The 24,350-nt window shown below is 72.1% G+C and carries 20 protein-coding genes; 3 read left to right on the plus strand and 17 right to left on the minus strand.

What is annotated here, in order from left to right; translation table 11 throughout:
• Positions 1–42: 42 nt before the first annotated feature.
• The 10 genes from ACFVDP_RS13990 to fes form a co-directional block, all read right to left on the minus strand.
• Positions 43–957: an NAD(P)-dependent oxidoreductase gene (locus ACFVDP_RS13990; protein WP_383488291.1), complete on the minus strand. Its 915-nt coding sequence runs from the start codon at positions 955–957 to the stop codon at positions 43–45.
• Between the two features lie 83 nt (positions 958–1,040).
• Positions 1,041–1,874: a class I SAM-dependent methyltransferase gene (locus ACFVDP_RS13995; RefSeq protein ID WP_383488294.1), complete on the minus strand. Its 834-nt coding sequence runs from the start codon at positions 1,872–1,874 to the stop codon at positions 1,041–1,043.
• A 36-nt stretch (positions 1,875–1,910) separates the two neighbouring features.
• A complete protein-coding gene (locus ACFVDP_RS14000) occupies positions 1,911–5,804 on the minus strand; it encodes an amino acid adenylation domain-containing protein (protein ID WP_383488297.1) in 3,894 nt (1,297 codons plus the stop codon).
• Complete coding sequence (locus ACFVDP_RS14005; RefSeq protein WP_383488301.1) at positions 5,801–6,034, minus strand: phosphopantetheine-binding protein; 234 nt, start codon at positions 6,032–6,034, stop codon at positions 5,801–5,803. The genes ACFVDP_RS14000 and ACFVDP_RS14005 overlap by 4 nt, the downstream gene beginning before the upstream one ends.
• Positions 6,031–6,672: an isochorismatase family protein gene (locus ACFVDP_RS14010; RefSeq protein WP_383488305.1), complete on the minus strand. Its 642-nt coding sequence runs from the start codon at positions 6,670–6,672 to the stop codon at positions 6,031–6,033. Before ACFVDP_RS14010 ends, ACFVDP_RS14005 begins: the two co-directional genes overlap by 4 nt.
• Positions 6,673–6,690: 18 nt before the next feature.
• The gene (locus ACFVDP_RS14015; RefSeq protein WP_383488308.1) at positions 6,691–8,325 is read right to left on the minus strand and encodes a (2,3-dihydroxybenzoyl)adenylate synthase; all 1,635 of its coding nucleotides are present in this window, start codon (positions 8,323–8,325) and stop codon (positions 6,691–6,693) included.
• A complete protein-coding gene (locus ACFVDP_RS14020; protein ID WP_383488311.1) occupies positions 8,322–9,515 on the minus strand; it encodes an isochorismate synthase in 1,194 nt (397 codons plus the stop codon). The genes ACFVDP_RS14015 and ACFVDP_RS14020 overlap by 4 nt, the downstream gene beginning before the upstream one ends.
• A 279-nt stretch (positions 9,516–9,794) precedes the next feature.
• A complete protein-coding gene (locus tag ACFVDP_RS14025) occupies positions 9,795–10,607 on the minus strand; it encodes a 2,3-dihydro-2,3-dihydroxybenzoate dehydrogenase (protein WP_383488314.1) in 813 nt (270 codons plus the stop codon).
• Positions 10,604–11,593 (minus strand): ABC transporter substrate-binding protein, encoded by a 990-nt coding sequence (locus ACFVDP_RS14030; RefSeq protein WP_383488317.1) that lies wholly within the window; start codon positions 11,591–11,593, stop codon positions 10,604–10,606. The genes ACFVDP_RS14025 and ACFVDP_RS14030 overlap by 4 nt, the downstream gene beginning before the upstream one ends.
• Before the next feature lie 72 nt (positions 11,594–11,665).
• Positions 11,666–12,997, minus strand: coding sequence for an enterochelin esterase (gene fes / locus ACFVDP_RS14035; protein WP_383488320.1), 1,332 nt, complete (start codon positions 12,995–12,997; stop codon positions 11,666–11,668).
• A 111-nt stretch (positions 12,998–13,108) separates the two neighbouring features.
• Here fes and ACFVDP_RS14040 point away from each other — a divergent pair, with 111 nt between their 5' ends.
• Entirely contained in the window at positions 13,109–14,158 is a 1,050-nt protein-coding gene (locus ACFVDP_RS14040) for a FecCD family ABC transporter permease (RefSeq protein WP_383488323.1), read from the plus strand.
• Positions 14,155–15,228 carry a FecCD family ABC transporter permease gene (locus ACFVDP_RS14045; protein ID WP_383488326.1) on the plus strand — a complete coding sequence of 358 codons (1,074 nt, stop codon included), beginning with the start codon at positions 14,155–14,157 and terminating at the stop codon, positions 15,226–15,228. The genes ACFVDP_RS14040 and ACFVDP_RS14045 overlap by 4 nt, the downstream gene beginning before the upstream one ends.
• A gap of 40 nt (positions 15,229–15,268) precedes the next feature.
• Here the strand turns inward: ACFVDP_RS14045 and ACFVDP_RS14050 are convergent, their stop codons facing one another.
• From ACFVDP_RS14050 to ACFVDP_RS14065, 4 genes are all read right to left on the minus strand, one after another.
• Positions 15,269–17,317, minus strand: a complete 2,049-nt coding sequence (locus tag ACFVDP_RS14050; protein WP_383488329.1) for a beta-galactosidase — start codon at positions 17,315–17,317, stop codon at positions 15,269–15,271.
• Between the two features lie 49 nt (positions 17,318–17,366).
• On the minus strand, positions 17,367–18,707 hold the full coding sequence (locus ACFVDP_RS14055) for an ABC transporter substrate-binding protein (RefSeq protein ID WP_383488332.1): 1,341 nt from the start codon (positions 18,705–18,707) through the stop codon (positions 17,367–17,369).
• Positions 18,708–18,782: 75 nt separating this feature from the next.
• Entirely contained in the window at positions 18,783–19,712 is a 930-nt protein-coding gene (locus ACFVDP_RS14060; protein ID WP_383488334.1) for a carbohydrate ABC transporter permease, read from the minus strand.
• Positions 19,713–19,717: 5 nt separating this feature from the next.
• Positions 19,718–20,644 carry a carbohydrate ABC transporter permease gene (locus ACFVDP_RS14065; RefSeq protein ID WP_383488337.1) on the minus strand — a complete coding sequence of 309 codons (927 nt, stop codon included), beginning with the start codon at positions 20,642–20,644 and terminating at the stop codon, positions 19,718–19,720.
• A 294-nt stretch (positions 20,645–20,938) separates the two neighbouring features.
• On the opposite strand from ACFVDP_RS14065, the gene ACFVDP_RS14070 reads away from it, so the two are divergent.
• Positions 20,939–21,928 carry a LacI family DNA-binding transcriptional regulator gene (locus ACFVDP_RS14070; RefSeq protein ID WP_383488340.1) on the plus strand — a complete coding sequence of 330 codons (990 nt, stop codon included), beginning with the start codon at positions 20,939–20,941 and terminating at the stop codon, positions 21,926–21,928.
• A gap of 7 nt (positions 21,929–21,935) precedes the next feature.
• Here the strand turns inward: ACFVDP_RS14070 and ACFVDP_RS14075 are convergent, their stop codons facing one another.
• From ACFVDP_RS14075 to ACFVDP_RS14085, 3 genes are all read right to left on the minus strand, one after another.
• A complete protein-coding gene (locus ACFVDP_RS14075; protein ID WP_383488343.1) occupies positions 21,936–22,631 on the minus strand; it encodes a TMEM175 family protein in 696 nt (231 codons plus the stop codon).
• A gap of 193 nt (positions 22,632–22,824) precedes the next feature.
• Positions 22,825–23,382, minus strand: a complete 558-nt coding sequence (locus tag ACFVDP_RS14080) for a YbaK/EbsC family protein (protein WP_383488345.1) — start codon at positions 23,380–23,382, stop codon at positions 22,825–22,827.
• 43 nt (positions 23,383–23,425) lie between these two features.
• On the minus strand, positions 23,426–23,998 hold the full coding sequence (locus tag ACFVDP_RS14085; RefSeq protein ID WP_383488348.1) for a helix-turn-helix domain-containing protein: 573 nt from the start codon (positions 23,996–23,998) through the stop codon (positions 23,426–23,428).
• Positions 23,999–24,350 lie beyond the last annotated feature (352 nt).

The raw sequence follows: 24,350 nt of genomic DNA on the forward strand, positions 1-24,350 counted from the left end.
CGGAGGGCGCTGCGGCGCCGGACGGATGAGTGCCGGGTCCGCTCAGGACCGCTCGCCGTGCCGGTGGCCGTCCTCGTCGAACGACGCGTAGTAGGCGGCCGCCATGTCCTCGTCGCCGTGGCCCTGCTCGGCGGCGCGGGCGAAGCGGGCCGCGCTCGCCTCGGCGACGTCGAGGCGGACGCCGCCCGCGCGGCCGGCCTCCACGATGAGCCGGGCGTCCTTGGCGGCGGTGCTCACGGCGAACTGGGCCGGGGTGAGGTTGCCCTCGCGCACCAGGGCGGCCTTCATCCGCAGATACGGCATGTCGAGGCCGCCGCCGTCGATGGCGGAGAAGAAATCGTCCGGGTCGACGCCGAGCGCCTCGGAGAGGGCGAGGACCTCTCCGGCGGCGCTGGTCGCGGCCAGGACCCAGCTGTTGGCGACGAGCTTGAGCCGGGTGGCGCTGCCCGCCGCCCCGTCCTCGCCGGTCCACACGGTGCGGGTGCCGACGGCGTCCAGGACGGGGGCGATCGCGTCCCGGTGCTCGCCGGGTCCCGCCGCGAGGACGAGCAGCTGCCCTTCCTCGGCGGGGCGGCGGGTGCCGAGCACGGGCGCGTCGAAGAAGACGAGCCGGTTGCGGTCCGCGAAGTCGGCCAGCCGGGTGACGCCCTCGATGCCCGCGGTCGTGGACTGGATCCAGGCGGCGCCGGGGCGCAGCCCGCCGGCGGCCTGCTCCATCACGTCCAGGGCGGCCGGCCCGTCGTAGAGCATGGTCAGGATCGTGTCCGCGCCGGTGACGGCCTCGGCGGGGGTGTCCGTGACGTGCACGCCGTCGGCGGTCAGCGGTTCGGCCTTGGCGCGGCTGCGGTTCCAGGCGCGGACGGTGTGCCCGGCCCGTGCGATGTTGCGGGCCATCGCGGCGCCCATGATCCCGGTGCCGAGGACGGCCACGGTCAGCTTGTCGGTCGGTGCGCTCATGCCTTCGACTCCCTTGTGTGTGCCTGGTGCACGTGTTCACTGTGCCGCGCGGCGGGTGAGCGCGTCGAGCCGGGCCGGCGGGCTCAGGCCGTGCGCCGGGCCAGCCGGAGTTCCGTCAGGTACCGCTTGGTGACGCTGCCCCCGTAGGTGCGGTCGATGAGCCGGCCGACGCAGTCGAGGAGTCCGGCGCGGGCGTCCGGGGCGAGGGCGCGGGTGCCGGAGAAGGTGCACAGCAGGTCGAGGTACTGCCGGGTGGTGAAGGTGAGGTCGCGTGTGTAGCGGCGGAAGAGCGGCGGCTCGAACCGTTCGGCGCCGGGCAGCGCCGCGTTGCCCTGCTCGGCGTTGCGGCCGGGCGACTCCTGGGTGTCGTACGGGATGTCGGCGGCGGCGGTGAGCCGCAGGCCCGGCGGTGTGGCCGGGTCGAAGCGTTCGTAGCAGGCCTGTACGTCGACGAAGAACTGTTCCGTGCCGCCCGCGACATGGTGCGTCGACACGGTCGCGAGCAGCCCGCCGGGGCGCAGCGCGGCGGCGGATTTGGCGACGCGCACGGCGGGATCGATCCAGTGGAACGACGTCGCGGCCAGGACCAGGTCGAAGGGCTCGGGCGGCAGCGACCAGTCCTCGAACGCGGCAATCTCGAAGGTGACTTGGGGGTGCTCCGCGAGGTTGCGGCGGGCGACCGCCGCCAGTTCGGCGCCGAGTTCGACGGCGACGATCCGGCAGCCGAGGGTTGCGAGCGGCACGGTCGCGAGGCCGGTGCCGCAGCCCAGTTCGAGAACCCGGCAGCCGGGCCCCGCCCCGGCGAGCGCCGCCAGGTCGTCGTACAGCTGCGGTGGATAGCCGGGGCGGGCCCGGTCGTAGGTCTCGGCGGCCTCGGTGAAGGTGCGGCGCAGTCGTTCTCGGTCGGTGTCGGTCACCCGGGCACGGTACGGAGTGCGCCCGGGTACCGCATCTCAGATGGGGTCGGCCTCCAGTTCCTTGAGGCGCAGTGTCAGCGCAGTCGCGATCTCGTCGACCGGGCCGTCCTTCAGGAGTTCCGGGTGGGTGCAGGGCAGGTCGTGGTTGGTGAGGCGGCCGGTGACGTGGGGGCGCCAGGACTCGCGGGTGAGCCAGTCCTCGGGGCGTGGGGCCGCCGCCGTGACGAAGAGGACGTCGCCGTCGTAGCGGCGGTGGGTGTGCTCGCGCATCATGCGGGCGTGGTGGGGGACGATGTCGACGATGCGGGACAGGGTGCGGTCGGTGATGCCCGCCAGGGGGCTGCCCGCCTTGCGGAGTGTGGCGAGGACGTCGGCGCGGGTGCGCTCGGCGCCGCGTTCGAAACCGGCCATGCGCAGGACGGCGGTGAGCGCGTCGCCCTCCTCGGGGGCGGGGCGTTCGCGCCACTGCTCGGCGGGGAACGCGTCGAGCAGCGCGAGGAGTTCGACCTTCTCCCCCGCTTCCTGGAGCAGTACGGCGACCGAGTGGGCGAGGATGCCGCCGACGGACCAGCCGACGAGGCGGTAGGGGCCGTGCGGGCGGATCGCGCGGATCTCGCTCACGTAGTCCGCCGCCTGGTCCCACAGGGTGCGCGGCAGCGGGGCGTCGGAGGTCAGGCCGCGGGCCTGGAGGCCGTAGACGGGCTGGTCCTGGCCGAGGCGGGCGGTGAGGCCCGCGTAGCACCAGGAGATGCCGCCCGCCGGGTGGATCGCGAACAGGGGTGGCCGGGTGCCGTCCGTGCGCAGGGGCAGGACGACGCCGAGGGCGTCCGTCCCGGCCGGGCCGCCGTCGTCGATGCGGGCGGCGAGGGCGGCCGGGGTCGGGGCCTCGAAGAGCGAGCCGATGGTGAGGTCCACGCCGAGTTCCTCGCGGATCCGGGCCACGAGGCGCACGGCGAGCAGTGAGGTGCCGCCGAGGTCGAAGAACGCGTCGTCGGGGCCCGCCTGCGCCGTGTCGAGGATCTCGGCGAAGAGGCGGGTGAGGGTCTCCTCGCGGGCGTTCGCGGGAGGGCGTGCGCCGGTGCCGCCCGCGTAGACGGGGGCGGGGAGTTGGCGGCGGTCCAGCTTGCCGTTGGGGCTGAGCGGGAACGCGTCGAGCGGCACGATCGCCGAGGGCACCATGTGCTCGGGCAGTTCGCGGGCGAGGGCCGCGCGCAGGGCGGTGGGGTCGGCGGTGCCCGTGACGTAGCCGACGAGCCGGTCGTCACGGACGAGCGCGCACGCTCCGTCGACGCCTTCCCGTGCGGCGAGGGCCGCTTCGATCTCGCCGAGTTCGATGCGCTGGCCGCGCAGTTTCACCTGATGGTCGGTGCGGCCGAGGTATTCGACCTCGCCGTGTTCGGTCCAGCGGGCGAGGTCGCCGGTGCGGTACATGCGGCCGCCGCGGAAGGGGTCGGGCACGAAGCGCTCGGCGGTCAGTTCGGGCCGGTTGAGGTAGCCGTCGGCCAACTGACGTCCGGCCAGAAAGAGTTCGCCGACGATGCCGGGCGGGCAGGGGCGGCCCGCCGGGTCGAGGACGTACAGACGGGTGTTCCAGACGGGCCGCCCGATCGGTACGGGTCCGGTGTCCTCCGGGTCGCAGGGGTGGTACGTGACGTCGACGGCGGCCTCCGTCGGGCCGTACAGGTTGTGCAGTTCGACGCCGGGCAGGGTGCGGGCGAAGGCGGTCGCGGTCTCGCGGGGCAGTGCCTCGCCGCTGCAGAACACGCGGCGCAGCGCGGCGGCGCACGTGGGGGCGTCCGGTCCGGCGAGGAACACCTGGAGCATCGACGGCACGAAGTGGCAGGTGGTGACGGCCTGTTCGCGGACGAGGCGGGCCAGATAGGCGGGGTCCTTGTGGCCGCCGGGCTCGGCGACGACGAGGGTCGCACCTTCCCGCAGCGGCCAGAAGAACTCCCAGACGGACACGTCGAACGACGAGGGCGTCTTCTGGAGCACCCGGTCGCCGGCCCCGATCCCGTAGGTGTGCTGCATCCAGCGCAGCCGGTTGTCGATCGCCGAGTGCGGGACGACGACGCCCTTGGGGCGGCCGGTGGAGCCGGAGGTGTAGATGACGTACGCGGGGTGCGCGGGCGTGAGTGCGCGGGCCGGGTTCACCGTGGGGTACGCGGAGACGTCGAGGCCGTCGAGGACGACCAGGGGCGTGGCCGTGTCGGCGGGGAGGCGCCCGGCGCGGTCGGTGACGGCGCACACGGGCGCGGCGTCGTCGAGCATGTACGCCAGGCGCTGTTCCGGGTAGTCCGGGTCGAGCGGCAGGTAGGCGGCGCCCGCCTTCAGGACGGCGAGCAGCGTCACGATCAGCTCGACGGAGCGCGGCACGCAGACGGCGACCAGTGCGCCGGGCGTGGCGCCGAGTGTGTGCAGATGGCGGGCCAACTGGTTCGCACGGCTGTCGAGTTCGGCGTACGTGAGGGTGGTGTCGCCGTACACGAGGGCCGGTGCGTCGGGGGTGCGGACGGCCTGCGCCTCGATCGGGCCGATGAGGGTGGTGGGCGGCAGGGCGTGTTCGGTGCGGTTGAACTCGTCGAGGACGAGGTGGAGTTCGGCGGGGGTGGCGATGGAGTGGGTGGCGAGCGGGGCCTCGGGGTCGCTGTCGGCGAGACGCTCCAGCAGGTGGACGAAGCGGGCCTGGTGCGCGGCGAGGTCGGTCTCGTCGTAGAGGGCCGGGTTGCCGTCGTGGTCGATGCGCAGGCCGCGGCCGTCGGCACGGTCGTAGATGTTGACGGTGAGGTCGTCGACCGGGCCCGCGGACAGGTTGTGGGCGGTGGCGGGGGCGCCGGCGAAGTCGACGCCGTAGTCGAACGGCATGACGTTGACGAGCGGTCCGACCAGGCCGCGCTGCTCGCCGAGGAGGCCGAGGTCGCGCCGGATGTCCTCGTAGCGGTAGCGCTGGTGGCGGCGTACGGCGCGGATGCCGAGGACGACCTGGCGGACCAGCTGGGCGAAGGTGGCGTCGGGTGCGACGGTCAGCCGCAGGGGCAGGACGTTCATGACCATGCCGGGTACGCGCAGCGCGACGGAGCCCATCCGGCCCATCATCGGCAGGCCGAGGACCACGTCGGCGCGGCCGGTGGCGCGGGCGGTGTAGAGGGCCTGGGCGGCGACGAGGACGTCCGGCCAGGTGGCGCGGGTGCGGGCGGCGAGGTCGCGGAGCCGGTCGCAGACCTCGGGTGCGACCGTCGTCGTACGGCGGTGGAAGGTGCGGGACGGCAGGGCGCCCCGGCCCGCGAGCCGGGGCGCTTCCGGGCGGTCGGCGAAGGCCTCGCCCCAGTGGGCGCGGTCGGCGTCGAAGGCGTCGGACGCACGGTATTCGGCGTCGGCGGCGAGCAGGTCGGCGAGGGTTTCGAAGGTGCGCGGGGCGGGCTCGTCGCCGCGGACGAGTCCCGTGTACACCTCGGCGGTGCGGCGGACGAGGAGGGAGTGGCCGAAGCCGTCGATGACGAGGTGGTGGATGCGCTGGTACCACAGCCAGCGGCGCTCGCCGACGCGGAAGAGGGCGTGCGCGAAGAGGGGTCCGGCGGCGAGGTCGACGGGGGTCGCGAGGTCGGCGCGCATCCGGGCGACGGCCTCGTCCTCGGTCAGTCCGTCGTGGACGGTGAGCGGCAACTCGACATCGGAGGCGATGCGTTGGCGTGGTCCGTCGGGGGTGTCCTCGACGCGGACGCGCAGCGCGTCGGCCTCGGCGACGACCCGGCGCAGGGCTCGCGCGAACAGCTCCGGGTCGAGCTCGCCCTCGATCACCAGGTACTCGGCGGTGTTCTGCGCGGGGCTGAGCGGATCGAGGGCTTGGGCGAACCACATGCCCAGCTGGGCGGCGGTGAGCGGCAGTACGAGATCGCGGCGGACGGTGTCGGGGCTGATGACGGGGGTCATGCGGCGCTCACCCCCAGGATCTTCGCCCAGGCCTCGACGGCGGGCTGTTCGGCGAGGTCGACGAAGGACGCCGTCACGCCGTGGTCGCGGCGCCAGCGTTCGAGGAGGGTCATGACGCGGACGGAGTCCAGGCCGTGGTCGACGAGATTTTCGTCCAGGGGGATGTCGGCGGGGTCCTCGCCCAGGCAGTCGGCGACGTCGGTGCGGATCTGTTCCACGGTGAGGGTCATGCGGCCCGTACCTCCTCGATGAGGGTGTCGGTCGTGGTGACGACGGCGCAGCGGCCGGCGGCCCAGCGCAGCGCCATGTCGTGGTCGTCGCGGGTGAAGTCGGCGACGGCGTCGGCGACGACGAACGCCTGGATGTCGCGCATCCACGCGTCGCAGGCGCTGATGAGGACGCCGATGTGGGCGTAGACGCCGACGATCACCAGTTGGTCGCGGCCCGCCTCGGCCATCAGGTCGGCGAGTTCGGTGCGCACGAAGGCGCTGTACTTCCATTTGGTGAGGACGGTGTCGCCGTCCCGGGGCGCGACCTGGTCCGGGGTCGCGAGGGCCTGCGGGTCGTCGGCGACGCCGGGTCCCCAGAAGTCGAGCTGGAGTCCGCGCTCCTCGGGGCTCTGGCCGCCGCGCTGTGCCGAGTACACGACGGGGACGCCGAGGGCGCGGCTCTCCTCGATCAGCCGGGCGGAGTTGTCGAGCATGCCGGTCAACGGCTGCTGTCCTTGCGGGTACTTGGCGAGGAAGTGGTGCTGGAGGTCGTGGACGAGGAGGACGGCGCGGGCGGGGTCCACCGTCCAGGAGACCCGGTTGGCGGGGAGTTCGGCCGGGGCCGGGAGCGGATAGGCGGCGATGGCGGGGAGCGCCATGGGGAATCTCCAGGTCTTTCAGTGCTGCTCGGCGGTGGACCGCTGCTGCTTCTTGGCCGTCTTGCCGATGCCGGTCTGCGGGAAGACGTCGACGAACTCGACGAGGTCGGGCACCTTGTACGCGGCCACGCCCCGCTCCCGTACGAACCGCTTGACGGCGACGGGCTTCAGGGGCTCGGCGTCCGGGCGCAGGATGACGTAGGCGAGGGACCGCTCGCCCAAGTACTCGTCGGGGACGGCGACGAGGGAGACGTCGTGCACGGCGGGGTGGGCGAGGATGATGTTCTCGATCTCCTCGGGGGCGATCTTCTCGCCGCCCCGGTTGATCTGGTCCTTGGCGCGGCCCTCGACGACGAGGTGGCCGCTGGGTGTGCGGCGCACGATGTCGCCGGTGCGGTAGAAGCCGTCGGCGGTGAAGGAGCGGGCGTTGTGCTCGGGGGCGCGCCAGTAGCCGCGGATGGTGTACGGGCCCCGGGTGAGCAGATGCCCGAACTCGCCCTCGGGGACGTCCCTGTCGGTGTCGTCGACGACGCGGATCTCGTCGTCCGGGGAGATGGGCAGGCCCTGGGTGGTGACGACTGTCTCCGGATCGTCTTCCAGGCGCGTGTAGTTGACGAGTCCCTCGGCCATGCCGAAGACCTGCATCAGCCTGCTGCCGAGCGCGGGGGTGAGCCGGCGGGCGGCGGCCTCGCTGTACTTGGCGCCGCCGACCAGGATCAGGCCGAGCGAGGACAGGTCGTGCCGGGTGTCGGGGCCTGCCTGGGTCCAGACGAGGGCGAGCGGCGGGACGAGCCCGGTCATGGTGACGCGTTCGGCGGCGATGATCGGGAACGCGGTGTCCGGGTCGGTGCCCGGGGACAGGACGACGGTGCCGCCCGCGTAGAGCGCGCCGAGCCATCCCGGGCTGCTCATGGGGAAGTTGTGGGCGGCGGGGAGGACGACGAGGAAGCGGGTGTCGGCGTCGACGCCGCAGATGTCGTTCGATCCCCACAGGGAGTACAGGTAGTCGTCGTGGGTGCGCGGGATCAGTTTCGGGCGGCCGGTGGTGCCGCCGGAGAGCTGGAGGAAGGCGAGTTCGTGCGGCGCGGGTCCGGTCAACTCGACCGGTTCGCACGGCACTTCGGACAGCTCGGTGTGCTCGCCGGGGTCGCCCACGACGAAGACGTGCCGCAGCGACGGGGTGCGCTCCTTGACCGTGGTGGCGAGCGTCCGGTGGTCGAATCCGGCGTGCCGGTCCGGGATGACGTACGCGACGGCCTCGGTGAACGCGCAGAAGTAGCCGATCTCCGTCTCGCGGTGCGCGGGCAGCGCGTACACCGGCAGGGCACCGATGCGGAACAGGGCGAAGACGACCTCGATGAACTCGCCGGTGTTCGGCAGCTGGACGACGACGCGGTCCCCCTTGCCGATGCCGCGGGCGACGAACCCGGCGGCCAGCCGGTCCGCGCGTTCGTCGAGTTCGCGGTAGGTCCAGGTGCGCCGGGCGGGTGCCGGGTCGACGAGGGCGATCCGCTCGGGGTGGCTCTCGGCGCGCTCGCGCAGCACGCCGCCGAAGGTCTCGCCGCGCCAGTAGCCGGCCGCGCGGTACTTCTCGGCGAACTCGGCGGGCCAGGTGGGCGCATCCGTCCCCGGGGTCGTGGCGTCGGCGGTCACAGGGCAGCCCCCACGGCGTTGAGGAACGTACGGAACTTGGCGCCGGTCTCGGCCGTCTCCGCCTCCGGCGCGGACGCGGCGACCACTCCGGCGCCCGCGAACAGGCGCAGCGTGTTGCCCTCGGCCTCGGCGCAGCGGATGGTGACGACCCATTCGCCGTCGCCCGCCGCGTTCTGCCAGCCGACCATGCCGGTGTAGGCGCCGCGGTCGAACGGTTCGGACTCGGCGATCACCTGCCGGGCCACGGCGGTCGGGGTGCCGCAGACGGCCGGGGTCGGGTGCAAGGCGCAGGCGAGGTCGAGGGCGGTGGTGCTGTCGGGGTCGATGAGTTCACCGGTGACGGTCGTCGACAGGTGCCACATCGCGGCCGTGCGGACGAGGGTGGGGCGCTCCGGCACGTCGATGGTGCGGCAGAACGGGGCGAGGGCCTCGCGCACCGCGGCCACGACGACGGCGTGTTCGTGCAGGTCCTTCGGGGATTCGAGCAGCGCGGCGGCCCGGCGGACGTCCTCGGCGAGGTCGGCGCTGCGGGGCGCGGAGCCCGCGAGGGGGTTGGCGGTGAGGTTCGCTCCCCGGCGGGCTACGAGGAGTTCGGGGCTCGCGCCGATCAGGGTGCGGCCCGGGGCCGTGGGCACGGCGAACGTGTAGCCGGACGGGTCGCGGCGGGCGAGCCTGCGCAGCATCGCGGGGAGGTCGGGGGCGTGCGGGGCGGTGAGTTCCAGGGTCCGCGCGAGGACCACCTTGTCGAACTCGCCGGCCCGCATGCGCGCGACGGCGGCGGCCACGGCTGCGGAGTACGCCTCCGGCGCGGGTACCTCGCGCACTTGCCAGTCGGCGGCGTTCCCGGTGATCGGTACCGGCAGCGCGATCAGGGGATCCGTCTCCAACGCGGGTGCTCTGCGTACGTGTTCGGGGACGGCCAGCGCGGGTGGGGCGTCCGGGGCGAACGGGAGGGCGCCGAGCACGATGGGTTGCCGTTCGCCTGTGCGGCGGCGGGCCTCGTCGAGGAGGTTCCGTACGCGGGTGGTCAACGGGGTCTCGTCGTGCGGCAGTTCGGCGAGGGTGCCGTGGCCCAGGAGGGTGTGGTGCGGGGTGGCTATGAGGCGGTCGGTGGCCGGACGGTAGTCGTCGAGCAGGGTGGTCGGCTGCGCGGCCGCCGTGGTCGTGGGTTCGTGAACGGTCGTGGTCATGGTGCCTCCTGTGGGGGTAGGTCGGCGATGGGGGGACTTCGTGGTCGGGTGCGGGTCCGTCGTGGCTGGTCGCGCAGTTCCCCGCGCCCCTGAAAGGCCTGCGGCCTTCAGGGGAGGCTGCGCGCAGCGCATGCCTCAGGGGCGCGGGGAACGGCGCGAGAAGCGGCCACCGGCCCGTACCCGACCGACAACCCAGGGGCGCGGGGAACTGCGCGATCAGCCGCGACGCAAGCCGCGCTCGCAGAACAAGCGCACCCGGCACACGAACACCCGCCCCCGCTAAGCGCGAAGCGTCGCGCCGCCGTCGACGTAGAGGTCGTGCATCGTGATGTGCCGGGCCCGGTCCGAGGCGAGGAAGGCGACGGCCTCCGCGATGTCGGTGGGGTCGGCGATCCGGCCGAGCGGAATCCCGGTCCGGTGAGCGGCGAGGTCCCCGTCGATGACGGAGCGCTGCGCGGCGGCGACGTCGACGCCGGACGACTCCCACATGCCGCGCTGCATGTCGGTGAGCGTCGATCCGGGGCACACGGTGTTGCAGCGGACGCCGTGCGCGGCGACTTCGAGTCCGAGGCATTTGGTGAACATGGCGGTGGCCGCTTTGGAGGCCGCGTAGGCGGCCATGCCCGCGCGGGGCACACCGGCGGCGTTCGAGGCGACGGTGACGACGCTGCCGCGACCGCGTGCGGTCATCCGGCGCGCGACGGCCCGGGAGACGTGGAAGACGCCGTGGGTGTTGACCGCGAAGGTGGCGGCCCAGTCGTCGTCAGTGAGGTCGACCGCGGGTGAACTGCGCAGGATTCCGGCGACGTTGACGGCGATGTCCAGCGGGCCGAGCGTGGCTTCGGCGTCGGCGACGAGGGCGTCGACGGCCGCGGAGTCGGTGACGTCGAGGGCACGGGCGACGACGCGATCATCCGCGTACTCCGCGGCGAGCTTCGAGACGGCACCGGCGTCCAGGTCGGTGGCGAGGACGCGGGCGCCGCGCCCGGCGAGTGCGGCGACCACGGCCGCGCCGATCCCCCGGCCCGCCCCGGTGACGAGGGCGAGCCGGCCGGTCAGTTCGGCTGTACCGGTGTCGGGGACGGATATCACTTGGCGAGCGCCTCCTTGATGTCGTCGAGGACGACCTGCGCGGCGAGCGGGCCGCCGGCGCTGTTCCAGGCGGAGCCGTCGATGACGACGACGTGCCCGTCCTTCTCGGCGTTCAGCTTGCTGAAGTTGGTGACCTTCCGGGCCTCGGCGTAGCCCTTGTCGCCGTCCGCCTTGCTGCCGAGGACGCCGAAGAACAGCCAGTCGCCGTCGATGGTGGAGAGCTTCTCCAGGGAGACCGGCTCGCTGTGTCCGGTGGAGGCGCCCTGCTGGTCCTTCGGCCGGTCCAGGCCGAGGGCCTTGAGCGTGGAGCCGACGTGGCCCTCGCCCTTGCCGACGACGGAGGGGGCGCCGTCCTGCCAGCGGATGACGGAGACGGAGGTGCCGGCGTTGTCGCCGAGCTTCTTCTTGGTGTCGGCGACCTGGGTGTCGAAGTCGGTCAGCCACTTCTCGGCGTCGGACTTCTTGTTGAGGGCGTTCGCGGTGTCGGTGAACGCCTGCTTCCAGTCCTCGTTGAGCTTGGCGGTGACGACGGTCGGCGCGATCTTCTGGAGTTTGTCGACGGTCTTCTTCGCGCCGGTGGTCTCGTCGAGGAGGATCAGGTCGGGCTGCAGCGCGGCCAGTTTCTCCATGTCGGCCTCGGCGACGGTGGCGACGACCTGGGCCGAGGAGGCCTTGTCGGCGAGGTAGCTGGAGACGCCCTTCTGGCCGCGGCCCGCGGTCGTGCCGACCGGGTCGACGCCGAGGGCGAGCGCGGCGTCCGTGGTCGGCTCGCTGAGGGTGACGACCTTCCGCGGGTCGCTGGGCACCTCGACCTTGCGGCCCTGGGCGTCGGTGATCTGCCGGGTCGTCTCCGAGGCCGCCTTCGCCTTGCCGCTGCCGTCGTCGTCGGAACTGTCGCTGCCGCAGGCGCTGAGCAGCAGGGCTCCGGTAAGGGCGGCGGCCGACGGGAGCAGGACCGCGCGGCGGATGGAGCGGGTACGGGGCATGGCAGTGAAGCTCCTAAGAGGTAGAGAAGTTGACCTGGTGCTGCGTGGGAGAGGAGTTCGGGTCGGCCCGGTCTAGGAGGACGCGGGGCCCAGCAGGCGGATCAGCGCGTCGGCCAGGGCGACGTGCCAGCAGGCGTAGTCGTGGCCGCCGTTGAACTCGCTGCGGGTGACCTGGTAGCGGGCCGAGTGCAGGGTGTCGTAGAGGGCGCGGCAGTGGTCGACCATGGCGCCCTCGTGCAGTCCCGCGTCGAGGTGCACGGTGATCGGGCGCGGGGCGGCGACCGCGTACCGGCCGACGAGCCAGGGCACGCCGAGGACGGGTTGCCGCACACCGGGCGGCAGGTCGGGCCGCCACCACAGCGACGGCGACTGGGCGACGACGTGGCCGAAGCAGTCGGGGCGCAGATAGCCGGCGTGCAGTGCGGCCATGCCGCCGAGGCTCTGTCCGGCGACGACGGTGCGGGCGGGGTCCTCGGCGGCGAGGGGCCAGCGGTCGGCCGCCCAGGGCAGCAGTTCGTCGGCGAGATACGTCACGAAGGCGTCCCGGGCGCCGAGTTCACGGTTGCGGGTGTGCCGGTCGACGGCGTCCGGCGCGAGGACCACGAGCGGCGGGAGGCGACCGTCGGCGATGAGCAGATCGAGGGTGCGGTGCAGGCCCACGCGGCCGAACCACATGTCGCCGTCGCAGAGGACGAGCGTGGGCAGCCGCGCGCCGGCCGGGACCGGGCCGGGTGGGACGTAGACCCATACGTCGCGGAACCCGCCGAGCGCGGCGGCGGGCGCGCGATGCCGTTCGACCCGGCCGGCCGGCACGGTGGCGGCGCGCCCGTCCGGGGCCCACGCCTCGGCGGGTGCCTGCGGCAGCGCGAAGACGGAACCGTCCGTCGCACCCCAACGCGTTGACTGGGAGGAGGAGTTGAGCGGGTCTCCGGCGGCGTGGGCGGCCAGTGAGCGCAGCCGCTCCTGGAGGATGTCCGGATCGGCGGGCGGCTCCTTGGCCGAGACGTCGGCGGCGAGACGGTACGAGCCGCGATGGTCGGCGCGCAGCCGCAGCCCGAGGTGCCAGACGTCGGTCCCGGGTATCCGCTCCATGAGCGAACCCGCCAGGCGTTCGCGGTCGACGAGCCGGTTCGCCATGAGCAGCACCTGCCGGGTGGCGCGGTGCCCGCGCCACAGGAAGGTGACCGCCCGGTGGTCGGGCTCGCCCTCGATCTCCTCGACGAGCGGGGTGCCGCGCCGGGCCGCCTCCTGCCAGAACTCCTCGACGAGCGGCGCTCGTCGCGCCGGGTCCGCGTCGGCCACGACCGCCGCGAGCTTCGCGATCCGCGGCCCGGTGATCCGGACCGGCCGGTGGTCCGGCAGGGCGGCGGGCGGGTCCGTGGACTCGGCGAACTGGACGCTCATGACTCCCCTTCCCGTCGACCGCCCTCGGGCGTTCCCGGGCACCCTGGAGCGGCCCGGATTTTGTCAACGTAATTGTTAGCAGATGAGGTAAGGCTAGCCTAAGCTAACCACATGCTCACCGGTACTCGCCTCCACCCCGGAGGAACACAGCGACTCCCGGCCACCGGCCGCGCCCGCCCCCCACTCGCCGCCGGACTCGCGCTCGGCCTGGCGCTGCTGGCAGGGGCAGTGGCGCTGTCCCTGTCGGTGGGCACCGAGCACATTTCGCCGAGTGACGTCTGGTCGGCGCTGTTCTCGCCGTCGGGGTCGAGGGACGACAACATCGTCCGGGAGCTGCGGCTGCCGCGGACGCTCATCGGGGTCGCGGTCGGCGCGGCCCTCGGTCTCGCGGGCGGCGTGATGCAGACGCTGACCCGCAACCCGCTGGCCGATCCCGGGCTGCTCGGGGTGAACGCGGGCGCGTCGGCCGCCGTCGTCACCGCGATCGGCGTGCTCGGGATCACGTCGTTCACGGGCTACCTGTGGTTCGCGCTCGCGGGCGCGGCGGTGGCCGCCACGGCCGTGAACGCGCTGGGCGGCGCCCGCTCGGCCACCCCCGTGCGGCTCGCGCTGGCCGGCACTGCCATCAACGCGGCCCTGTTCGGCTACGTCAACGGCCTCCAGCAGTGGGATCTCAGCACGCTCGACTCGATGCGCCACTGGTCGGTCGGCACGCTCGCCAAACGGGACCCGGACCTCCTGGTCACCGTCCTGCCGCTGCTGATCGCGGGCGCGCTGCTGACGTTCGCGCTGGCCCGGCCGCTCGGCGCGCTCGCCCTCGGCGAGGACCACGCCCGCGCGCTCGGCACCTCGATCCGCCGCACCCGGATCCTGTCGATCGTCGCGATCACGCTGCTGTGCGGCGCCGCGACCGCCGTGTGCGGACCGATCGGCTTCATCGGCCTGATGATCCCGCACGCCGTCCGCGCGTTCAGCGGCCCCGACCCGCGCAGGCTGCTGCCGTGCTGCGCCCTGTTCGCCCCGGCGCTGCTGCTCGTCTCGGACGTCGTCGGACGCGTCGTCGTGTCCCCGTCCGAGATCGAGGTGGACATCGTCACGTCGTTCCTCGGCGGTCTGCTCTTCATCCATCTGGTCCGGCAGCGGAAGGTGGCCCAGCTGTGACCCGGGTGCTGACCGAAAACCCGCGCGCACGGGCCGAGTTGCGCCGGGGCAGGCTCCGGGCCGGCCGGTTCTCGCTGCGCTTCGATCCGCGGGCCGTCGTCGTCTGTCTGGCGATGCTCGTGCTCGGCGCGGTGGTGACGGTCCTGTCCGTCGGCACGGGTTCGTACGCGCTCTCACCCCTGGAGGTGCTGCGCACCTTCGCCGGGAACGGGCCGCCCGGCGCCGAGTTCATCGTCCTCGACCTGCGGTTGCCGCGGGTGCTCGTGGCGCTGCTCGTCGGCTTCGGGATGGGCATGGCGGGCGCGGTGTTCCAGTCGCTGACCCGCAATCCGCTGGGCAGCCCGGACATCATCGGGTTCGGCAACGGCGCGTCGGCGGGCGCGCTCGTCGCGATCATCTTCCTGAACGCGGGCGCTCCGCAGACCGCCCTCGGCGCCGTCGTCGGCGGTTTCGCGACCGCCGCCGCCGTGTACGTCCTCGCCTGGCGGCGCGGGGTGCACGGCTACCGCCTGGTGCTCGTCGGCATCGGCGCGTCCGCCGTGCTCGGCGCGGCGACCAGTTTCCTGTACGTGCGCGCCGACATCGGCAAGGCGGCGCAGGCCGCGAGCTGGATGATCGGTTCGCTCAACGACCGCGGCTGGCCGGAGGTCCGGATCGCCGGGCTCGGCCTCGTCGCCCTGGTCCCGCTGGTCCTGGTGTACGCGCGCCGGCTGTCGGTCCTGGAGATGGGCGACGACACCGCGGGCGCGCTCGGCGTCTCGCCGGAGCGCAGCCGGCTGGTGCTGCTCTGCGCGGGCACGGGCCTGACCGCGATGGCGGTGGCCGCCGCGGGCCCGATCCCGTTCGTCGCGATGGCCGCGCCGCAGCTGGCCCGCCGGGTGACCCGGACCGCGGGCCCGAACGTGCTGCCCGCCGCCTGGCTGGGCGCCCTGCTGGTGGCGGCCGCGGATCTGCTCACGCAGCGGGTGACGGGATCGGCGCTGATGCCGGTGGGCGTCGTCACCGGCGTCGGGGGCGGCCTGTACCTGGCGTGGCTGCTGCTCAAGGAGCGCCGGGCGCAGCATCTGTGACGCAGGGGACGAGCGAGCCTCGCCCCCTGCGTCCGGTGCCTCAGCCGGCCGGCCGGCGCAGGACCGCGACCTCGCGGGGCGGCAGCACGATCCCGGTGTCCGTGGGCGCGGGGCCGACGAGCACCTCGCCGGTCGCGCCGGGCACCGTCACCGGCGCGTCGCTCCGGTTGACCAGGAACACGTACCGGTACGTCGCGTCACGCCGGACGACGTGCTCCACCGATCCCCTTGCCTCGGCGGGGAGTTCGCTGCTCACCCCGGCGGGCGCGAGCAGCGCGGGGAGCAGGGCGGTCAGGCCCTCGGCCCCCAGGCGGGTGGAGACGTACGCGGCCGACCCTTCGCCCGTCGGGCGGCGGGTGACGGCCGGACGGGAGGCGTAGGGGCCGGTGCGGTAGCGGGCGAGGATCTCGACGTCCTGTCCATCGACGTCGATCCGGTCGGTCCACAGGCTGCCGGTGGTGCCGTTGTCCAGGCCGACGGTGTCGTCGTCGAGCAGCGGTCCGAACTCCTCGATGCGGATGCCGAGCAGGTCGCGCAGGGCGCCCGGGTAGCCGCCGAGGTGGATGTGGTCGTTCTCGTCGACGATCGCGGAGAAGTACGTCGTCACGAGGTGGCCGCCGTTCTCGGCGTACCGGGTGAGTTCCTTGGCGAGCGGCTGCGGCACGACGTGCAGGACGGGCGCGACGACGACGTCGTAGCCGGACAGGTCGGTGCCGTGCGCGGGGACGATGTCGGCGCGGATGCCGAGGCCGAGCAGCGCCGTGTACCAGTCGAGGGCCTCGCGGTGGTAGTCGAGGCGCGAGGTGGGGTGGGAGTCCAGCTCACCGGCCCACCACGAGTCCCAGTCGAACAGGACGGCCACGCGGGCGGGTTCGCGCTCGCTGCCCGCGATCGGCGCGAGCCGCTCCAGGGTGTCGCCGAGGGCGACGACGGACCGGAAGAGTTCACTGTCCTCCCCCGCGTGGGGCACCATCGCCGAGTGGTACTTCTCGGCGCCCGCCTTCGACTGGCGCCACTGGAAGAAGCAGACGGCGTCGGCGCCGTGCGCCACGTGCAGCAGCGAGTCACGGGCCAACTCGCCCGGCTGCTTGGGCAGATTGACGGGCTGCCAGTTGACGGCGCTGGTGGAGTGCTCCATCAGGAACCACGGGCGGTGTCCCGAGATGCCGCTCGTCAGGTTGGCCGAGAAGGACAGTTCGTCGCGGTCGCGCGGGCCGGGGATGACGTAGTGGTCGTTGGCGACGAAGTCCACCTCGCCCGCCCAGTCCGCGTAGTCCATGCCCTTGGTGCCGCCCATGACCATGAAGTTCGTGGTGACGGGGATGCCGGGGGTGAGGTCGCGCAGCAGTTCCCGCTCGGCGATCAGGTGGTCCTTGAGCGCGTCCGAGGAGAACCGCTTGAAGTCGAGCTGCTGGGTGGGGTTGGGGTGCGAGGCGGCCAGGCGCGGGGGCAGGATCTGCTCCCAGTCGCTGTAGCGCTGCGACCAGAACGCCGTCCCCCAGGCGTCGTTGAGGGCGTCCACGGTGGTGTAGCGGCGGCGCAGCCAGGTGCGGAAGGCGTGGGCGGCGTCGTCGGAGTAGTCGTACACGTTGTGGCAGCCCAGCTCGTTGTTGACGTGCCAGGCGACGAGGGCCGGGTGGTCGGCGTACCGCGTGGCGATCTCCCGTACGAGGCGCAGCGCGTGCTCGCGGAAGACGGGCGAGGTGGGCCGCCAGTGCTGGCGGGCACCCGGCCACAGGGTCTCGCCGGTCGCGGTGACCGGGAGGATCTCCGGGTGCGCGGTGGTCAGCCACGGCGGCGGCGACGCGGTGGCGGTGGCCAGGTCGACGCCGACGCCGTGGGCGTGCAGCAGGTCCATGATCTCGTCCAGCCAGCCGAAGTCCCAGGTGTCGGCGGTGGGCTGGAGCCGGGCCCAGGAGAAGATCGCGAGCGAGACGATGTTCACCCCGGCCTCGCGCATCAGCCGGACGTCCTCCTCCCACACCTCCCGCGGCCACTGCTCGGGGTTGTAGTCGGCGCCGTAGCCGAGGCGACGGGTGCCGTCGGAGCCCTTCGCGTAGGGGAAGCGGGAGGGAGTGGGGGCGGTCATGGGTTCCTTCCGATGGTGCGGGGCGGGGTGAACTGGGCTGCGCGGACGGCTACTTGACGGTGAAGCCCTGGTCCTTGCCGTACTTGACCGACGCGTCCTGCCACGACTTCAGACCGTCGGTCAGCTTGGTGCCGGAGACGTAGGCCTTGCCGACGGTGTCGTTGAAGATCGAGTTGGCGTAGACCTGGTAGGGCAGGTAGGACCAGCCGGCGGGGACGTTCTTCGCGGACTCGGCGAAGATCTTGTTGGCCTGCTGGCCGCCGAAGTAGTCGAACTTCGTGTCCTGGAACTCCTTGGAGTTCAGGTCCTTCACGGTCGCGGGGAACGCGCCCTCGTCGATCCGGGTCTGCACCCCGGCACCGGCGGCGATGTACTTCGTGAAGGCGTAGGCGAGCGCCTTGTTGTCGTGCTTGCCGAGGTCGGGCACGGCCAGCGAGCTGCCGCCGTTCTCGGCACTGGAGTGCTCACCCGCGGCCCACTGGGGCAGCGCGGCCACGCGCCAGTCGCCGGAGGCCTGCTTCACGCCGGTGACGAAGTTGTTGGGCATCCAGGCGCCGATGGGCAGCGTGGCGATGGTGCCGTCGCCGAGGCCCTTGTACCAGTCGTCGGTCCAGCCGGTGACGGGCGCGACGAGCTTCTCGTCGATGAGCTTCTGCCAGACGTCGGTGTACTTGGTGGCCGCCGCGTCGGTGAAGTCGATGCCGACGTTCGTGCCGTCGACCTTGTACGGGTGCGAACCGGCCTGCCACAGCAGGCTGGTGGTCATCCCGGCGTCGCCGACGTCGCTGGTGATGTACATCTTCGGGTTGGCCTTGTGCAGCTTGCGGGCGGCCTCCAGATAGTCGTCCCAGGTCGTCGGGACGGTGATCTTGTACTTGTCGAAGACCTTCTTGTTGAAGAAGAGCGCCATGGGGCCCGAGTCCATGGGCAGACCCCACACGCTGTCGCCGTCCGCCACGGAGTTCCACGGGCCCGTCGAGTAGTCGGCCTTGAGCTTGCCCGCGCCGTACGAGCCGAGGTCGGTGAGCCCCTTGGTCAGGGAGTACTGGCCGATGGCGTAGTACTCGACCTGCGCGACGTCGGGGACGCCCTTCTTCGCCGAGATCGCGTTCGACAGGGCCTTGTACTGGTCGTTGCCCGTGCCCGCGTTGACCACCTCGACATGGACCTTCGGGTACTTCTTCTCGAACTCGGCGGCGACGCTCTTCACCGTGGAGTCCCAGGCCCAGACGGTGATGGTGCCGCCCTTCTTGAGGGCCGCCTGGAGGTCGGAGGCGCCGACCTTCTGGTCGCCGGAGTCGTCGCCGGAGCCGCCGCAGGCGGTCGCCCCGAGGGCGAGGGCACAGACGAGACCTATGCCGCGCAGCAGGCGGCGGGTGTGCTTGGGCATGACAGTTGCTTCCACTTCGTCGTGGTTCTACAGAGGGTTGTCACACAGCAGAGGGTTGTCACACAGCCGCCGGCACTACTCCTTGACGCTTCCGGCGGAGAGTCCGGACTGCCAGTACTTCTGGAGCAGCAGGAAGGCGGCGATCAGCGGAACGATGGTGAGCAGGGAGCCGGTGAGGACGAGGTTCGTCACGGTCTCGCCGCCGGACGTCTGCGCCTGCTTGTTCCAGGAGTCGAGGCCGAGGGTGAGCGGGTACCAGTCGGAGTCCTTCAGCATGATCAGCGGCAGGAAGTAGTTGTTCCAGGTCGCGACCGTGGTGAAGAGCAGCACGGTGACGGTGCCGGGCGCCAGCAGCGGCAGCGCCACCTGGAAGAAGGTGCGCACCTCGCCCGCGCCGTCGATCCGGGCGGCCTCCATCAGCTCGGTGGGGATCGCCTCACTGGCGAAGACCCACATCAGGTACAGGCCGAACGGTGAGATCAGCGACGGGACGATCACCGCCCACGGGGTGTCCGTCAGACCGATCTTGCTGAACAGCAGGAAGGTGGGGACGGCGAGGGCCGTCGCCGGGACCGCGACCGCGCCGATGACGACGGCGAAGACGGCCTTCTTGCCGGGGAAGTCGAACTTGGCGAGCGCGTAGCCGCCGAGCACCGCGAGGAACGTGGCACCGCCGGCGCCCACCACCACGTACAGCAGGGTGTTGAGGAGCCACCGGACGAAGACGCCGTCCTGGTAGGTGAGGGTGTCGCCGATGTTGGACCACAGGTCGAAGTCGCTGTCGAACCACAGGCCGAACGAGCGGGCGAGCCCCTCCTGCGACTTGGTGGCGCTGATCAGCAGCCATACCAGCGGCAGCAGGCTGTAGACGAGGACGACGCCGGTGAGCACGGTCAGCAGGACGCTGCGCCGGGGGCGGCCCGGTATGTGGCGGCGGGGTGTGCGCAGGCGCGGGGCCGCGGACCGGCTCGGCGCCGGCTGCCGCACGGGGGTGCTGGTGGTCATCGCGCTCACGCTCCCTTGCGCATGCCGCGCAGCTGGACGACGTAGGCGACGATCATGGTGATCACGCCCATGACGATGGCGACCGTCGCGGAGTAGTTCTGCTGCTGGCCGGAGAAGGACAGCGAGTACGTGTAGTAGTTCGGGGTGAAGTCGGTGGTGATGGCGTTCGGCGCGAGCTTCTGGAGGATCGCGGGTTCGTTGAAGAGCTGGAAGCTGCCGATGATCGAGAAGATCGTGGCGATGACGAGCGCGCCGCGGATCGCCGGGAGCTTGATCGCCGTGATGACGCGCAGTTGCCCCGCGCCGTCGATCTCGGCGGCCTCGTACAGCGAGCGCGGGACGACCCGCAGCGCCGCGTAGAAGATCAGCATGTTGTAGCCGATGAACTCCCAGGTCACGATGTTGCCGATGGAGGCGAGGACCAGGTCGGCGGAGAGCGGATCGGGCAGCTTCGTGCCGAACGCGTCGCCGAGGTCGCCGACCAGGCCGTAGCGGGTGCCGTACATGAAGCCCCACATGAGGGTGGCGACGACCGCGGGCACCGCGTACGGCAGGAAGACGGTGATCCGGAAGAAGTCCTTGCCGTACAGCCGGCCGCTGTCGATCGCGAGGGCGACGAGCAGGGCGAGGCCGAGCATGATCGGCACCTGGATCAGCAGGAAGAGCCCGACGCGGGTGACGCCTTCCCAGAACTGGGCGTCCTGAAGGGCCTGTTGGTAGTTGTCCAGGCCCACGAAGTGCGTGCCGCCGATGAGTTGTGTACGGAACAGGCTCAGATAGACCGAGTACCCGAGGGGCGCGAGGAAGACCAGCGCGAAGACGAGGGCGAAGGGGCCGATGAACCCCCATCCCGTCCACGAGCGGCGCGTCCGGCGCGCCGGTGAGCGGGCGGGGCGCCGGCCTGCGGCGGCCGACGGTTGAAGCGTCGTCATCGTGCGTCCCTCGCAGTTGCGTCCTCGCGGGCGGACCGACGATGTTTACGTAAACATCGCTGCGCGCAAGCGGCTGGCGAGCTGTTATGTTTACGTAAACATCCGGTGGCGGAATGTCTACACTGCCCCACGGAGAACGGTCAAGAGTCGGCCGCTCATCGGCCGTTGACCGGGCTGGTGAACGGGCGGCGAGCGGCCGGTGAGCGGACACGGCGACGGGTGAGGCACACGGTGACAGGAACAAACGGGGGCGCGTCCGTCCCCGGCCGCGGGCGGCGCGCACGAGGCGCCTCGATGGCGGACGTCGCACGGGTCGCGGAGGTCTCCTCACAGACGGTCTCCCGTGTCTCGAACGGGTTCCCGGGGGTGAACGAGGAGACCCGTGAGCGGGTCCTCGCCGCCATGAGGGAGCTGGACTACCGGCCCAACAGCGCGGCGCGCGCGCTCAAGCGCGGCAAGTTCCACACCATCGGCGTCATCACGTTCACGCTGTCGACGACGGGCAACGTCCGCACGCTGGAGGGCATCGCGACCTCGGCCGCCCAGGAGGGTTACGCGGTCACGCTCATGCCCGTCGCGGTTCCCACCCAGGACGAGGTGCACGGCGCGTTCTCCCGGCTCGGCGAGCTGGCCGTGGACGCGGTGATCGTCATCATGGAGGTGCACCTCCTGGACTCGGGGCGGCTCACGCTGCCGCCGCATGTGCAGGTGGTCGTCGTGGACTCGGACGCGGGCGACCGCTTCGCGGTGGTGGACACCGATCAGGCGGGCGGCACGCGCGACGCGGTACGGCATCTGCTCGACCTGGGCCACGAGACCGTCTGGCATCTGGCCGGCCCCTCCGACTCGTTCGCCGCACAGCGCCGAACAGCCGCCTGGCGCCAGGCACTTGAGGAAGCGGGCCGCCCGGTCCCGGAGCCCGCGCGGGGCGACTGGTCGGCGGAGTCGGGGTATCGCGCGGGCCTGGAGCTGGCCGGACACCCCGACTGCACGGCGGTGTTCGCGGCCAACGACCAGATGGCGCTCGGCCTGCTGCGCGCGCTGAACGAGCGTGGCCGAAGGGTGCCCGACGACGTCTCGGTCATCGGCTTCGACGACATCCCGGAGTCCGGCTCGTTCCTGCCCCCGCTGACCACGGTGCACCAGGACTTCGGCGAGGTCGGCCGGCGGTGCGTGGAGAGCGCGCTGCGGCAGGTGCGGCAGGGCGCGGCCGAGCGGGGGACGACCCTGGTGCCGACGCGGCTCGTGGTCCGGGAGAGCACGGGGCCGGCCCCCGCTTGCTGAAGGGTGCTCAGCGGGCGGCGCGTCGCGCCCGGAGCCGGGACACCCTCGGCGGGACGGCGAGCAGCGCCAGACTGTAGTACTGCAGCACGGGGAAGGCGAGGGCGATGGCGAACGCGACGACCAGCGCGACGACCGTGAGGCAGCTGTCGGTGTACAGGTTCTCGATCCTGCTCCGGGACTTTTCCCGGTCCCCGTCGAGCAGTTCCGGGGTGGACTTCAGGATCCGCAGCATCGCAAGGCGGAACACCACACCGGCCAGCAGGGTCGCGTAGTAGAACGCCCCCGTGAACCTGTCACGGCCACCGAAGGAACTGATCATCTCCGTCGGGAGCGGAAGCACGACGATGGAGAGCAGCCACCCCATGTTCCACACCATCAGGGGGCGGGTGAGCTTGGCGACCGACGAGAAGGCACGGTGGTGCTCGAACCAGATGTTCGCGATGACCGCGAAGCTGAGCAGGAAGCTCCAGATCTGCGAGAGGTGATCGGTGATCACCTCGCTGGGCCTCTCATGGGCGGCCGCGGCCTCCGGGACCATGTCCACGAGCGGCAGGATCAGCAGGGTGATCGAGATCGCGGCCACCGCGTCGGTGAAGAGCAGCAGCCGCTCCGCCGAGGCACCCCCCTCGATGCCCTCCGACGCCCTGTCCGCAGGGTCGGTCCCCCCTGCGCCGGCTTCGTCGACGATGCCGCTGGTACTCATGTGGTCGCACCTCTCCTGTCCGGTCCGCGGGGCTTGCCGACGCAGCCGGAATCTGCTGGTCGCGGACGTTCCGACGACCGGAGCGGACTCTACCCGGCGATCATGTGCGCGGAGACCATGGGGAGTTGAGGGTGCGAGGGGATCCCGTGGAGAGGTGTCGCCCCCCCTCTTCTCCCCCATGCGCAGGTGCGGCTCAGCCGATGCCGAGCCCCTCCAGGACGACCGCCCCCGGCAGTTCGGCGAGTGCCTTGCCCGGCACGATCAGCTTGCCGCGGCGGGTGCCGCTGCCGATCAGGACGTACGGGAGGTCGACGACGGCCGCGTCGACGAGGACCGCCCAGGTGTCGGGCAGGCCGATCGGGGTGATGCCGCCGTACTCCATGCCGGTCTCACCGACGGCGGTGTCCATCGCGGCGAACGAGGCTTTGCGGGCGCCGAGTTGGCGGCGTACTGCGCCGTTCACGTCGACCTTCGTCGTGGACAGGACGACGCAGGCCGCGAGGGTGCTCTCGCCGCCGCGCTTGCCCGCGACGACGACGCAGTTCGCCGACTGTGCGAGCAGTTCGGGGCCGTAGTGCTCGACGAACGTTGCGGTGTCGGCCCATTCCGGGTCGGTGTCGACATGGATCAGGTCCTGCGCGGGCACCGTGCCGCGCCAGTTCCGTACGGCGTCGGCGACGGGGCGGGTGAGCAGGTCGAGGGCCTCGGGGGCGGGCCGGACGTGGTCGAAATCTCCGATGGGTGCGCGCATGGCGGCACGCTAACAGCCGCCGCGCCTACGCGAATCGGGCGTCTCAGCGTTCGAACGGCACCGAGACAGCCATGATCATCCGTGTCTGTACGGGGCCGTCGTTGCGGTACTCGTGCGGTGTGTTCGCCTCGAAGGTGACGCTCGCGCCCTCCGGCACCTGGTGCGGGACGCCGTCCACGACGAGGGTCAGCTCGCCCTCCATGACGTGGACCAGCTCGATGGTGCCGTCCGGGTGCGGGTCGGACGCGCTGCCCTCGTTCGGCTGCAGCAGCCAGTCCCACATCTCCAGGGGGCCCGGCGCCTCGGTCCCGGCGAGCAGCCGGTGGTAGCTGCCGGCCTCCGTGGACCACAGGCGCACCGCCTGCTCCGCGGGCACGATCCGCACCTTGGGACCCTGCTCGTAGTCGAGCAGCGTGGTGATGCTGATGCCGAGCGCGTCGCCGATCTTGACCACGGTGCCGATGCTCGGGTTGGTGCGGGCCTGCTCGATCTGGATGAGCATGCCCCGGCTGACTCCGGCCCGGGCGGCGAGCGCGTCCAGAGTGAAGCCGCGCTCGGAGCGCCAGTGTTTGACGTTGCGGGCGAGCGACTGGGTCAGCAGGTCGAGATCCGGCACGTTCCGTCCATGGGTGAGCTGTGCTGCACTTCAGCGTTCATCGAACTGTACTGCGGCCGTCGTCGCCCGGGCGACGCTCTCGTGGTCGGGGGCCGGCCGGTGGGGGGTGCGCTTCGCGCTGATTTCGTTGTCGGGTGCGGCCCGGTGGGGCTTCTCGCGCAGTTCCCCGCGCCCCTGGGAGCGAGCTCCGCTCGCCCAGGAGAGGCGGAGCGCAGCGGAACCTCCAGGGGAAGGCGCGCGAAGCGCATGCCTTGGGGGCGCGGGGAACTGCGCGAGAAGCGGCCACCGGCCGTCAGCCGACCGACAACCCGAGAAGGGGCGCGGGGAACGGCGCGAGAAGCGGCCACCGGCC

Source organism: Streptomyces sp. NPDC057694 (assembly GCF_042799415.1).
GTDB lineage: Bacteria > Actinomycetota > Actinomycetes > Streptomycetales > Streptomycetaceae > Streptomyces.

Bases quoted from the DNA above. Each gene is read 5' to 3' on its own strand.
- ACFVDP_RS13990 (WP_383488291.1), bottom strand. From the start codon at position 957: ATGAGCGCACCGACCGACAAGCTGACCGTGGCCGTCCTCGGCACCGGG.
- ACFVDP_RS14000 (WP_383488297.1), bottom strand. From the start codon at position 5,804: ATGACCCCCGTCATCAGCCCCGACACCGTCCGCCGCGATCTCGTACTG.
- ACFVDP_RS14005 (WP_383488301.1), bottom strand. From the start codon at position 6,034: ATGACCCTCACCGTGGAACAGATCCGCACCGACGTCGCCGACTGCCTG.
- ACFVDP_RS14010 (WP_383488305.1), bottom strand. From the start codon at position 6,672: ATGGCGCTCCCCGCCATCGCCGCCTATCCGCTCCCGGCCCCGGCCGAA.
- ACFVDP_RS14020 (WP_383488311.1), bottom strand. From the start codon at position 9,515: ATGACCACGACCGTTCACGAACCCACGACCACGGCGGCCGCGCAGCCG.
- ACFVDP_RS14030 (WP_383488317.1), bottom strand. From the start codon at position 11,593: ATGCCCCGTACCCGCTCCATCCGCCGCGCGGTCCTGCTCCCGTCGGCC.
- fes (WP_383488320.1), bottom strand. From the start codon at position 12,997: ATGAGCGTCCAGTTCGCCGAGTCCACGGACCCGCCCGCCGCCCTGCCG.
- ACFVDP_RS14040 (WP_383488323.1), top strand. From the start codon at position 13,109: ATGCTCACCGGTACTCGCCTCCACCCCGGAGGAACACAGCGACTCCCG.
- ACFVDP_RS14050 (WP_383488329.1), bottom strand. From the start codon at position 17,317: ATGACCGCCCCCACTCCCTCCCGCTTCCCCTACGCGAAGGGCTCCGAC.
- ACFVDP_RS14055 (WP_383488332.1), bottom strand. From the start codon at position 18,707: ATGCCCAAGCACACCCGCCGCCTGCTGCGCGGCATAGGTCTCGTCTGT.
- ACFVDP_RS14060 (WP_383488334.1), bottom strand. From the start codon at position 19,712: ATGACCACCAGCACCCCCGTGCGGCAGCCGGCGCCGAGCCGGTCCGCG.
- ACFVDP_RS14065 (WP_383488337.1), bottom strand. From the start codon at position 20,644: ATGACGACGCTTCAACCGTCGGCCGCCGCAGGCCGGCGCCCCGCCCGC.
- ACFVDP_RS14070 (WP_383488340.1), top strand. From the start codon at position 20,939: ATGGCGGACGTCGCACGGGTCGCGGAGGTCTCCTCACAGACGGTCTCC.
- ACFVDP_RS14075 (WP_383488343.1), bottom strand. From the start codon at position 22,631: ATGAGTACCAGCGGCATCGTCGACGAAGCCGGCGCAGGGGGGACCGAC.
- ACFVDP_RS14080 (WP_383488345.1), bottom strand. From the start codon at position 23,382: ATGCGCGCACCCATCGGAGATTTCGACCACGTCCGGCCCGCCCCCGAG.